Source organism: Faecalispora jeddahensis, assembly GCF_000577335.1.
Classification (GTDB): Bacteria; Bacillota; Clostridia; order Oscillospirales; family Acutalibacteraceae; genus Faecalispora; species Faecalispora jeddahensis.
Genome location: NZ_CBYL010000009.1, coordinates 23,623 through 36,524, shown reverse-complemented (window position 1 = coordinate 36,524; position 12,902 = coordinate 23,623). Strand labels below are relative to the sequence as shown.

At 50.6% G+C, this 12,902-nt stretch carries 10 protein-coding genes; all 10 read left to right on the top strand.

Annotated elements, in window-relative coordinates:
• The first annotated feature begins 6 nt into the window (after positions 1-6).
• The 10 genes from TY09_RS05330 (at position 7) to TY09_RS05285 (ending at position 12,889) form a co-directional block, all read left to right on the top strand.
• Complete coding sequence (locus TY09_RS05330) at positions 7-1,890, top strand: cache domain-containing sensor histidine kinase (protein ID WP_042431745.1); 1,884 nt, start codon at positions 7-9, stop codon at positions 1,888-1,890.
• Positions 1,859-3,463: a response regulator transcription factor gene (locus TY09_RS05325; RefSeq protein ID WP_042431744.1), complete on the top strand. Its 1,605-nt coding sequence runs from the start codon at positions 1,859-1,861 to the stop codon at positions 3,461-3,463. Before TY09_RS05330 ends, TY09_RS05325 begins: the two co-directional genes overlap by 32 nt.
• Before the next feature lie 211 nt (positions 3,464-3,674).
• The gene (locus TY09_RS05320; RefSeq protein ID WP_042431742.1) at positions 3,675-5,027 is read left to right on the top strand and encodes an ABC transporter substrate-binding protein; all 1,353 of its coding nucleotides are present in this window, start codon (positions 3,675-3,677) and stop codon (positions 5,025-5,027) included.
• Between the two features lie 64 nt (positions 5,028-5,091).
• Positions 5,092-5,970: a carbohydrate ABC transporter permease gene (locus tag TY09_RS05315; RefSeq protein WP_042431740.1), complete on the top strand. Its 879-nt coding sequence runs from the start codon at positions 5,092-5,094 to the stop codon at positions 5,968-5,970.
• Complete coding sequence (locus tag TY09_RS05310; RefSeq protein ID WP_042431738.1) at positions 5,967-6,797, top strand: carbohydrate ABC transporter permease; 831 nt, start codon at positions 5,967-5,969, stop codon at positions 6,795-6,797. The genes TY09_RS05315 and TY09_RS05310 overlap by 4 nt, the downstream gene beginning before the upstream one ends.
• Positions 6,794-8,068, top strand: a complete 1,275-nt coding sequence (locus TY09_RS05305; protein WP_081759607.1) for an amidohydrolase family protein — start codon at positions 6,794-6,796, stop codon at positions 8,066-8,068. The genes TY09_RS05310 and TY09_RS05305 overlap by 4 nt, the downstream gene beginning before the upstream one ends.
• Before the next feature lie 21 nt (positions 8,069-8,089).
• Complete coding sequence (locus TY09_RS05300) at positions 8,090-8,545, top strand: RidA family protein (protein WP_042431736.1); 456 nt, start codon at positions 8,090-8,092, stop codon at positions 8,543-8,545.
• A 12-nt stretch (positions 8,546-8,557) separates the two neighbouring features.
• Complete coding sequence (locus TY09_RS05295; protein ID WP_042431735.1) at positions 8,558-9,670, top strand: D-TA family PLP-dependent enzyme; 1,113 nt, start codon at positions 8,558-8,560, stop codon at positions 9,668-9,670.
• Between the two features lie 184 nt (positions 9,671-9,854).
• Positions 9,855-10,091, top strand: coding sequence for a hypothetical protein (locus TY09_RS05290; protein ID WP_042431733.1), 237 nt, complete (start codon positions 9,855-9,857; stop codon positions 10,089-10,091).
• A 245-nt stretch (positions 10,092-10,336) separates the two neighbouring features.
• Positions 10,337-12,889, top strand: coding sequence for a glycyl radical protein (locus TY09_RS05285; protein ID WP_042431731.1), 2,553 nt, complete (start codon positions 10,337-10,339; stop codon positions 12,887-12,889).
• The last annotated feature ends 13 nt before the right edge of the window (positions 12,890-12,902 follow it).

Sequence of the window (12,902 nt, the reverse complement as noted above, 5' to 3'; positions counted from 1 at the left end):
TATGCGTTGTATAAAATATTACATAGCTGGTGGAGTATTATCTTGATTTCCTCTCTGGCGATCTGCATTGTTGCTTTTTCTGTAATACAGCTCACTTTCCAAAATAGTGAAAAACTTTTGATCGAAAAGACGACGACTTTGATTTCGGCCAACCTTTCCAAGGACAAAGCGTCCATTTCCAATATGCTGTATGATGTGCAGAAGATTTCAGCCATCACCAGTACGAACAAAAGCATTACTCAAATGCTTGCAGCTGGTGCGAAGGGAAAACCCAAAAGCAGTTTTCTGGATTATTCGATTGAAGATTTGAACCGAATTACGCAATTGGAGTCGATCATAACCAATTACCGCAACACACTGTTTGATTACCAAATGCATATGGTTATTTTGGGCAATGACGGCAGTTTGTACAGTGTGCTTGACGGTGTGGGGAACCGGTATCAGTTTTCTTCAGCTTTTATTGATAGTCTGCGCCGCCAACCCTGGTTTACCGATTTTTTATCCTCGGATCAGAAGGCTTTGTGGAGAGCGCCCTATTTTTACGACGATTCCACCGGTGCGCTGATAGCGAGATCCGGGAACAGCAACAGCCACATCCTGTTCTGCCGTAAAATATACGATTATTACTCGCAGCAGGAGCTGGGAGTCGCGGTGGTATCGCTGCTGAGTGACAATCTAAGACAAAATTGGGTCGGAAATGAGGCGACCTCTACCGGCCTGGTCAATTCGGACGGCAATATTATTTACAGCAGCAGGTCTGATTTCGATACGGCATATTATCACCTGACTTCCTCCTGGAACATTCGCTCGCTTTCGGCAAACCGCTCGGAATACACGGTAGTGCATTCCGAAAGCGGAGAAAGCTATGTGTTGACTTCCACCCCTCTTCCATTTGACAACTGGCTTTTATTGAATCTGATTCCCCGATCCAGCGTTACGCAGGAAATCGAACTGATGCGCAATAATACATACACCATCAGCGTACTGGTTTTGCTGGCGGCCGTGGTCGTTTGTGCGTTGATGCTGATTTATGTCATGCGGCCCTATAACAGAATTCTGAAAAAAATGACGCTCATGCAAATAGGAAATGTTCCGGTAGGGCAGCAGGCTGAAAAAGTGATCAGCATCCCGGACGCCGAGCGAAAGTTTGACCAGATGACGGTGCGAATCGAAGAAATGACTGCCGCCGCGTTGGAAAAACAGGCTCTGGAAGAAAAAATGCGGTATGAAACGTTGCGCGCTCAGCTTGACCCGCATTTTCTCTTTAATACATTGAACACCATCAAATGGTCGGCAATGGCCTCGAACGCCGGAAACATCGCCGATATGATCGCTTGTCTGGGCGGCGTGCTGGAAAACGCGATCCACCGCGGGGAAGAGGAGATTCCGCTTTCCAAAGAACTGGAGCTGGTAAAGTCTTATATTCAAATCAAAAACTGGACCTTAAAACATCGATACGAGCTGAGAATAGAGGTTCCGGAGCAATTTTATCAATATCCTGTTTTTAAGTACTGCCTGCAGCCCATCGTGGAAAATGCGGTGATTCACGGGATGGAGGGGATGCAGAACGGGGTAATCACCATCCGGGCCAGACAGGAGATGGACTGCCTGTTTTTAAATGTCCACAATAACGGTACGGAAATGACGCCGGAGCAGATCAAAAGTGTTTTGGAGCATGTGCGGAGCTCGATCGATTCCCGGAAGACATTAACCGGTGTGGGGCTGAGCAGTATCGATGGAATGGTGAAGTTAAGGTATGGCAAAAAATATGGAATTTCGATGGTTTCCGCCCCGGGGCAGGGAACGACAGTGTCCATTTGCCTGCCATATCCGGTGATGAGGAAAGGGGAGGATACGGATGAGGGAGCTTCTGAAGGTTCTGATCGTTGACGATGAACTGATGGTGCGGGTTGGATTGAGCGCAACCATTCAATGGGAGCAATACGGGTTTCAGGTCATCGGCGCCTGCGAAAACGGCAGGCAGGCGATCTCTGAAATCAATCGATGCTTGCCGGATGTGGTCTTTACCGACCTGAAAATGCCGGTCATGGATGGCTTTGAGCTGATCCGTTATATCCGGGAGAATCATTTTAACACAAAAATCATTGTGTTAAGCTGTCTGGATGAAGTGGAAGCAGTAAAAAACGCCATCAAAATGGGAGCGGACGATTATATTTTGAAGCTTTCGCTTTCGGCCGACGGCCTCAAGAAGCTGCTGGGCCAATGGAAGGAGACAATTATTCAGGATAAAAGCCGAACCGGCGGCGGGGCAGAATCAAGTGAGAAATCCCCGGAGAAAAAACGGCAGTTCTATTCTCAGATACTGAAAAATGGAGTCCGATCTCAGCAGGAAGAGGAGCTGTTCCTGCAGTACAGCCCGGAGGCGCGAAGCTGCAGCCAGTTTATCGTCTGCTGCTGTGTGATGGATGCCGCCGTAACGCCGGAGACGGAGGGCGAAGATGTCACACCCTGTGCCATTGACAATATTCTGGATGAGTTTTTTCAGGAACTGCCGTTTTACGAGAACCAGCAGGATCATCCGCCCGAGCGGATGATCCTGCTGGGATTCCCGAACCGCCGCTCTGCAAATATCGAAACAATTCTGCACTATTGGAATAAAATCAATTCCGTGCTGAAAACGCACCTGAATATCACATGTTCCTGCGCAGTGTCGCAGCCCTTCGAGCATTTTAAACAACTGCCCAAAGCCTACTCGTTGGCCAGGGAACGTCTGTCGGACTGTTTTTTCACGGGGAAGGAAAGTATTTTGCTTTGTCCTGCCGAATCTGCGCCGAAGAAAAAGGTGATGGTTTCTTCTCTGGCGCTTTCTTTACAGTCCATGATCGACAACCGCAATCGGGAAGGGGCGGAGGCTGTGGTCCGTGAATGGTTTGATAAAGCCAAAGAGGAATCGCAGCTGTATTCGCAGTATTCGATCAAAGCGGCCGTGTCGGGAGTATGGGCGTTTGTTTCGGGCTACGGCCCTCTCAGCGAGGAAGAATCGAAGCCCGAGCAGCTCGGTGAAAACGATTATTTCTTCAGCTTTTTTCATGCGGAAAGCCTGGAACAGCTGGCTCAGATTCTTTTACAGGCCGTCGATTCGCTGATTGAAATAGCGGCGTCCGGCCAAACGGTCCACCCGGAAATCATGGTGCTGAAAAAATATATTGCAGAACATGTGGAAGAAGAAATCTCTTTGGCAGAAGCGGCAAACCGCTGCTGCCTCAACAAAACGTATTTCTGTTCGTTATTCAAAAAAGAGGTGGGAGAGACTTATAATGAATACTGTGAACGAATCAAGATGGAGCGGGCCAGAGTTTTGCTTTTATCCAATCACTTAAAGGTATACGAAATCGGGCTGAAGGTGGGGATTCCGAACGAGTCCTACTTCAGCCGCAGATTTAAAAAATATTTTGGGATCAGCCCGGGGCAGATGCGCCAGAACAGGGAACTGAGAACCTGAATATTGTGCTGCTTTTCCAAAGATATGAAAAGGGTTTGCTGATTTTATCGCACAGATTATTTTTTGAAGGATAATCTGTGCGATTTTTTATGATGAGTTCTGAATATTTGAACAAAACAACAAAATACATTTCATTTTATTCTATTTTTTTATAGGTATAATCTAAATAGAAGCGAAAAAGTGGGTTCGCCGAATTTAAAGGAGGATTGTTATGAAAAAAGTGATTTCTCTGCTGTGTGCCGGCTCTATGATGCTGGGACTGGCCGCCTGTGGACAGACTACCCCGTCGGGCGGGGCGTCATCCGCTGCCGGCAGTCAGGCGGAAAAGCCGTATGCAGGCACAACGCTCCGCGTGGTGAGTATGACCGCGCAGGTTTCCGACGGTATTCAGGAGTACCTTTCCGATTTTGAAGACAAAACGGGAATCAAAGTCAACCTTGAGCTTTACGGAGAATCGGAACTCCGCCAAAAGACGACCACGGAGTTTTTGTCCGGCTCTTCCACCATCGACGTGTTTCTGCTGAGCCCCCTGCAGGATATGGCTCCCTACAGCAAAAACGGATGGATCGAGCCACTGGACACGTATCTGGATGATCCGGAATTGAACTGGTCCGACTTTACCGCACCAAAAGAGCAAATCACCCTGTCCGGTACAGATTCCATCGGCTGCCTGCCGCTGTATTCCTCTGTTCAGCTCATGTATTACCGTACCGACCTGTTTGAGCAAAAGGGGCTGACCCCGCCTACCAATTACGAGGAGCTTCTGCAGGTTTGCGAAAAGCTGAATGATCCCTCCAACAACCTCTATGCCATCGCCTGCCGCGGTGAAAAAATTGCGCTGACCTCTCAATTTTCCCCCTTCCTGTTCGGCTACGGCGGGAGCTATATCAAAGACGGCAAATCCAATATCGCCAGCGCCGAATCTGTCGATGCGATCAAATTCTATGGCAGGCTGCTGGGGAAATACGGCCCTCCCGGTATTTTGACCACCGGCTATTCTCAGATGACTCAGCTGTTTAATTCCGGCACAGTCGCTATGGCCATCGACGCCAACGCACTGTATGCAACCCTGACAGACAAAGCGGAATCAGCCTATTATGATAAAGTCGGCGTTGCGCCGATCCCTGAGGGCCCCACCGGGCGCCAGTCTTATAAGCAGGTTGTCTGGGGCTCGTCGATCTATTCCGGCTCCAAAAACAAGGATGCCGCCTGGGAGTTCATGAAGTTTGTCGCCGGATCGGATGTGGCGGCATATATCACCCCTAAGGGCATGCCCAGCTTCCGTTCCTCGATCTGGAATGATTCCAGAGTAAAAGACGCTATGTCTGCCGATATGGTAAAGGCCTATTCGGTAATTAACGAAAGCGATACCACCAATCCTTACGGACTTCCGCGTTTGACCTCTGTAACAGAGGCCAGGGATGCCATCGGCGAAGCCGTGGTGTATTCCATTGAAACCAAGGGAGAAGGAAAAGAAATCGAGGCGAAAGCCAAAACGGCTGCCGACAAAGTGGATCAACTGCTGAAAAACTCGAATGAATACGGCGACAAATATTCTTATTGACGGCTGAACCCGGGAGGGAAAGGCGAGAGCCTTTCCCATCCCGAATACTATTTGAGGTGGAATCATGAGCAAATTTATCGACAGGCACATCAAATGGGTTTTTGCCGCACCCGCACTCGTCTTTATGATGGCGATGATCGTACTGCCTATCGGAGCAACCTTTGCGTTCAGTCTGACCGAATGGAACCTGCTCAGCGGAGCAGCCCCTCGTTTTAACTTCGGGCAGAATTACGCAAAGATCCTGTCCAGCCCCGAATTCTGGGCATCGTGCGGAATCACTTTCTGGTACACTTTTTTGGCGACCATTCTGGAAACCGTTCTGGGCCTTGCCATCGCGCTGATTTTAAACTGTGAATTCCGCGGCAAGCAGCTTGCCAAAACAGCCATTTTGCTGCCCTATATGATGGCTCCCGTGGCGGTTGGCCTGATGTGGATGCTTTTTTATGAGCCTTCCAGCGGTATCATGAATTTTATATTCAAATCCGTGGGGCTTCCTCCCTCAACCTTTACCTCCGCGCAGGATACGGTGATTCCGGCGATTGCAACGGTAGAAGTCTGGCAGATGACCCCTATGGTGGTGATTGTGTGTCTGGCCGGGCTCAGCTCCTTGCCAAATGACCCGATCGAAGCCGCTCACGTAGACGGCGCCAATTCGATTCAGGTCTTTTTCCGGGTGATCCTGCCTATGATGATGCCGACGCTTTTTTCCATCGGCCTTCTGCGTTTTATCGATATTTTCAAATCCTTTGATTTGATTTACGCCATGACAAAGGGCGGGCCGGCCAATGCTTCGCGCACATTAAATCTTTATGCTTACGAAACGGCGTTCTCTTATTATAAATTTGGAGAATCCTCCGCAATACTGACTTTGGTGTTCCTGATCGTACTGGTGATCAGTATTGTGATTATCAATATGAAAAAAAGATGGGAGGAGAAAGTGTGACGGTGTACAAGGCAAAAAAAGCAGCCGGTAAAATCGGATTATATGCTCTGGTGCTCATTGTTGTACTGCCGATTTTATTTCCGCTGTATTTCGTTTTTATTTCTTCCCTGAAAAATATGTCGCAGGTATATATCATGCCGCCGCAGCTGTTTGGCTTCACTCCGATCTGGGATCATTACAAATACATTTTTGAAACGCAGCATTATGATACTTACATGATAAACAGCGCCATTGTTGCATTTGCTTCCACGGCCATTTCTCTGATTCTCGGGGTACCGGCCTCATACTCCATCGCGCGGTTTCACATGCGCAAAACCTCTACCTCTATTCTCGTGGCCAGGCTTTTGCCCAGCATCTCGTTTTTATTGCCCTATTATTTTCTTTTTTCAAAACTCAAAATGATCGATACCTACTCTGTGCTGATTTTAAGCCATATTGTGCTTTCTCTGCCCCTGATCGTGTGGATTATGTCGAGCTTTATTGCCGACATCCCCAAAGAGCTGGACGAAGCCGCCATCGTAGACGGCTGCACCCGGCAGAGATGCTTTTGGAATGTGATTTTACCGGTCAGCCTGCCGGGGCTTGTCACATGCGCAACGCTTTCCTTTCTGGGCTCATGGAACAATTTCCAGTTCGCTTTGATATTGAGCGGGGAAAAGACGAGAACGCTGCCGGTTTCACTGCAGTACTTTGTTTCGGGGGCGGATATTCGCTGGGGCAGAATGCTGGCTGCGACGATCGTCGTGATTGTCCCCGCAATCATTCTGACAATGGCGCTGCAGAAATATATCATCAAAGGAATGACCGCAGGAGCAGTCAAGGGATGAACGCCACAAAGGACGGTGTAATGATGAAAAAAACGAAAGGCGGCCTTCTGCTGGTAAAGGCGAAGGCCGTATACAGTACGGACAAACAGGATTATGAGGGAAACGGTATTTTAATCCGGGATGGAAGAATCCTGGAAACGGGGGACTGGCTTCATCTGCAGGAAACATATCCGCAGGCGGAAATGCTGGATTACGGCGAATGCTATCTGCTTCCCGGGCTGATCAATACCCACGTACACCTGGAGTTTGAGCCGATCGAAAATACCCGTGAGCGGTATTTGAGCGAAAGTCCGCAAATCAGCTTTCTGCGTGCGGCCAAAAATGCCGAAACGCTGCTTTATTCCGGCGTAACCACAGCACGCGATGCAGGCGGAAGCTACCGCACGCTGGAACTGTATCAGGAAAGGGCCCGCCAGTTGGCGGATTTGCCCCGTTTGCAGCTGGCCGGTCCTCCCATTACGATCACGGGCGGGCACCTGCATTTTATCCCGGGTTCAGAAGCCGATTCGATCGATGACACCATTCTGGCGGTGCGCAGCAGAAAGAAAGCCGGATGTACCGCGATCAAGATCATTGTAAGCGGCGGCCAGATGACCCCCGGCTCAACACCGGAGCAGACCAGCTATACCGCCGAGCAGATTCGGGCGATGACCGATGAAGCGCATCACTGGAGCCTGCCGACCTTTGCCCATTGCCTTACTACGGAGGGCTTTGTGAACGCGATGCGCGGCGGTGTGCAATGTATTGAGCACTGTGCCTGCTTTGTCCGCAACCACAGGAACGGATTGCTCGAAAGAGTTTACGAGCCGGCGGTAATGGAGCAGTTTCAAAATGAGAGCCGCTATTTTATGATCGGGATTTCAAACAATTATCATATATTTGATCACTGCAGAGAAAACGGGGCAGAGCGCAGCGAACGCGAGGCCTTTCTGCTGGAGCAGGAGGAGCGCGAATGCCGTATTTTTGAGCGTCTGATTCAGCTCGGCATGCTTCCCGTGATCGGTACGGATGCGGGATGCGGATTGACATATTTTGATGAGACGTGGCTGGAGCTGGAAATTCTGTATCATCGCTGCCGGATCACCATACCGGAGCTGATCGGGGCGGCCACGGTGAACGGGGCCGCGGCGTTGGGGCTCTCGGAAGAAACCGGATCGATCCGCCCGGGACTAAGCGCCGACCTGATTGCCATGGAAAGCGATCCCTTAACGGATATCACTGTGTTTCGCAATATCCGGCATGTCATGTGCCGGGGAAAGATCATTCGATAAACCGAAAGGAAAGTGATTTGCATGAATGTATACAATACTTTGAAACAGCTTGGTCTGGAGCTCCCTCCGCCGCCCCCGAAAGGCGGAATCTATCAACCGGTAAAGCAGGTGGGCAATCTGCTGTATATTTCAGGCCAGGGGGCCACTCTCGGGGGAATCCCTGTGCTGGAGGGCAAGCTGGGGAAAGAATGCTCCGTGGAGCAGGGGCAGGAGGCCGCAAGAATTTGCGCCTTGAACGCGCTGAGCGTTCTGCACGATTATTTGGGCGATTTGAATCGGATCAAGGGTCTTGTCAAAATGCTGGCCTTTGTAGCCAGTGCCGACGATTTTAATCAGCAGCCCATCGTAGCCAACGGCGCTTCTCAGCTTTTGAAGGATCTTTACGGCGAAGACGGCATAGGCGCCCGTTCCGCGATTGGGGTGAATGAACTGCCCGGAAATATTCCGGTAGAGATTGAATTCATATTTGAAATTTAAAGGATTGATTTTATGAGTACAGTATTTGAGTTAAACGATCCTTCCAAAATGATCAGTCCGGCTTTGATTTATTATAAGGACACCATTATTCAAAATACCAGACTGGCCATTGAAATGGCCGGCGGAGCCCAAAGGCTGTGGCCCCATGTCAAATCCCATAAAATGGAGAAGATGGTAAAGCTGCAGCTGGAGATGGGAATCCGGCGGTTTAAATGCGCAACGATTGCAGAGGCCGAGATGACAGCCGCGGCCGGCGCGGATCATGTCCTTTTGGCGTATCCTCTGATCGGCCCCAATCTGAAACGGTATCTTGAGCTGATTAAGGCCTTTCCCAATACACGGTTCTGGGCCATCGGCGATGATTTTGAGCAGCTTTCTGTTCTCAGCGAGCATGCCGTGCAAAGGCATATGAAAATTGACACATTGCTCGATGTCAATATGGGAATGAACCGAACCGGTGTCCCTTTGCAGCAGGCAGAGCAGCTCTATGAAAAAGCCACGCAGCTGCCGGGTCTTTCTCTGAAAGGGATGCACTGTTATGACGGGAACCACAATGACAGCGATCTCCAGGTCCGTTTGGGTCAGGTACGGGAAGCTGATCTGCAGGTAAAAGAGATTCAGGTCGAATTAATGAAAAAGAAGATCGAATGCAGCACCATGATTATGGGCGGAACCCCGTCGTTTCCGTGCCATGCGCTGGTTACCGAATGGTTCCTTTCGCCCGGAACCGCCTTCATCGACGATGCGGGATACCAAAAGAATTTGCCCGATCTGTCCTTTGAGCCTGCCGCGGCTATCCTGACACGGGTCATCAGTCACCCGGCTCCCGGACTTTTCACGTTGGATTTAGGGTATAAAGGGATTGCCGCCGATCCGGCGGGGGTACGCGGTATCATTGCAGGGTTCGATCGCGCGCATGTGCTGTTTCAGAGTGAAGAGCATTGGGTTTTCGAAATGAATCCCGAGCATGAAAATGAAGTCCCTGCCATCGGCACCGTCTTTTATGTGATTCCGACCCATATCTGCCCCACTTCTGCACTGTATCCTGCTGTTTTGGTGGCCCAGAACAGCAATATTATCGAAGAATGGGAAGTAACCGCCAGAAACAGAAAACTGACCTTTTAAAACAGGTTCAGCTGAAAGCTGCCGCATCTATTGCGGATGGATGCTTCGGAACTCTGGCTGATTTCATCCAGGGTTCGGTATACGGTGCAAAAATGCGATCATTACGATTCAAGCAGTCCTTAAAAAGGGCCGGTACTTTGTACCGGGCAGCAAAAATTTTATATTGTAAAAGGAGGAGGCATTTGTGCCTCCTCCTTTTTTGCACAGAATTTTCGGCCCCGTTTTTCGTTGGATATTTGCAAGTCCAAATAGGCATTTAGGACGAACCAAAGGTATCGCCGGGATTTCGTCCCTCAATAAAATGAATTCCCCTGATTTTGAAGACGGCGAAAAGAGGTTCGCTTTGGCTGCGGCCAGCCGCAGAGAATTTCGGGAAAAATCTCTTTCGGAACGCTTTGCGAAAGTGATTGCCGTTTTATGACTTCAGAGCCGATCTGATTTTTACCGCCTGGAAAGGATCAGCTTACCGCCGCCGGCCCTGTTTGCAGGTAAAGAAGAGGTGAGCAAATCACAGGAAATGAAGTTTGAATTTTACTTTTGATTGGTTTGGAATTTGTTCCGGATATCACGGGAAAATGAATTATAATTTTGTTGGATAATCACGATAAAACAATCGAAGCGGTTGATAGGAAGAAACAGGCATTCAAATTCGAAGGAGGTAAGTGTATGTTGGAAAAAGGGTTTTCGAAACCGACAGACCGCGTTCTGCGCCTGAAACAGAGGATTGTGGACGCAGTACCCTATGTGGAATCAGACCGCGCGGTTCTGGTGACCCAGTCCTACAGGGAAACGGAAGATCTGCCGATGGTGATGCGGCGGGCCAAGGCGCTCGAGAAGCTTCTGGCCAATCTGCCGGTTACCATTCGGGAAGACGAGCTGATTGTCGGTTCGCTGACGAAGCGCACCAGATCGGTGCAGATTTACCCGGAGTTTTCTTATTCATGGGTACAGGATGAATTTAAAACCATGGGAAGCAGAATGGCGGATCCGTTCCAGATTCCCGAAGAAACAGCCCGCGAGCTGGAGGAAGCTTTTCTCTATTGGAAGGGGAAAACCATCAGTGAGCTGGCCCTTTCCTATATGTCGGATGAAACAAAGGCCTGCCTTTCAAACGGCGTCTTCGCCATAGGCAATTATCTGAATGGCGGAATCGGTCATGTAACCGTAAATTACGGGAAGATTTTGAATCAGGGTTGCACGGGCGTCATCGCCGAAACGGTGGCGGCGATGACCGCAATGGAGAGATCGGACCCCGAATACATAAAAAAGCAGCAGTTTTATCAGGCGATCATCACGGTTTACAGCGCGCTGATCCATTTTGCGGAACGCTATGAGCAGAAAGCGCGGGAAATGGCCGCGTCAGAAGCAAATCCCGTCCGCAAGGCAGAGTTGCTGGCCATTGCGGAAAACTGCTTGCGTGTGCCGAAAAACGGCGCCACGAATTTTTATGAGGCTCTTCAATCATTCTGGTTTGTGCAGCTCGCGATTCAGACGGAATCCAACGGCCATTCGGTTTCTCCCGGGCGATTCGACCAGTACATGTATCCGTTCCTGAAAAAGGATACGATCAGCAAAGAGTTTGCGCAGGAGCTGCTCGACAGCCTGTGGGTCAAGTTCAACGACCTCAATAAAACGCGCGACCAGATTTCCGCTCAGGCGTTTGCCGGGTATCAGTGCTTCCAGAATCTTTGCGTGGGCGGACAGGATGAAGAAGGCTTTGACGCCACCAATGAGATTTCCTATATGTGCATGGAGGCCACCGCTCATGTGCGCCTGACCAGCCCGTCCTTCTCCATGCGTGTCTGGCAGGGAACTCCCGATGAATTTTTGCTGCGCGCCTGCGAGGTAGCCCGTCTCGGTCTTGGCGTTCCCGCCATGTACAACGACGAGGTGATCATCCCCGCTCTGGTGAACCGCGGCGTAACTCTGCGGGATGCGCGCACCTATTCGCTGATCGGCTGCGTAGAGCCCACCATTCCAGGCAAAACGGACGGCTGGCATGACGCCGCGTTCTTTAATATTGCGAAGGTGCTGGAAATCACGCTGAACAACGGAAAGCTCAACGGCAGACAGTTCGGGCCGGTTACGGGCGACGTTACCACGTTCAGCAGCATGGATCAGCTGTATCAGGCGTATACGGCGCAGATGAGTTACTTTGTCAACCTGCTCGCAGAGGCGTGCAACTCGATGGATTACGCGCATATGGAGCGCGGCAAGCTGCCGTTCCTTTCGGGTATGATCGCGGACTGCATCGGCAGAGGAAAATGTGCGCAGGAGGGCGGAGCGACCTACAACTTTACCGGCCCGCAGGCGATCGGCGTGGCGGATGTAGGCGACTCTGTTTACGCGATTCAGAAAAATGTGTTCGAAGACAAGGCGATCACCATGAAACAGCTCAAGGATGCGCTGGATGCGAACTTTGGCTATCCGGTCGACCCCACGAACGTGAATCCCGACGCGGCTGGCGCGAACGGGGCGGCGTGCTCGGATGTGACTGAAGCCAGAGTTTACGAGGTGGTCAAGAAGATTCTCAGCCAGAACGGGTCGCTGGATCCCGCACAGCTGAAAACGCAGATCGGCAGCTCTCTGGGCGCCGGCTCGCAGGTGAGCGGCAGCTATGACGATATCCGCAGAATCCTGAACCGCACGCCTTCGTTCGGCAACGACATTGACGAGGTGGACCTGGTTGCCCGCAGATGCGCTCAGATTTACTGCATGGAGGTTCAGAAATACACCAATCCGCGCGGCGGAATTTTCCACGCGGGTATGTATCCGGTTTCCTCCAACGTGCTCTTTGGGAAAGACGTGGCGGCACTGCCCGACGGAAGACTTGCGAAGACTCCTCTTGCGGACGGTGTATCGCCCCGTGCGGGCAGAGATCATTCCGGCCCCACAGCCGCGGCGAATTCGGTTGCGAAGCTCGACCACCATATTGCGTCCAACGGCACCCTCTATAATCAGAAATTTCTGCCGTCCGCAGTGGCAGGCGATACAGGGCTGAAAAACTTTGCGGCGGTAATCCGCAGCTATTTCGATCATAAGGGAATGCACGTACAGTTCAACGTAATAGACCGCGAAACGCTGCTGGATGCGCAGAAGCATCCGGAAAATTACAAGGACCTTATCGTGCGTGTGGCCGGGTACAGCGCGCAGTTTGTCGTGCTGGCGAAAGAGGTTCAGGACGACATCATCAACCGTACCGCTCATTCTTTTTCTTAATCACTCGTACTTT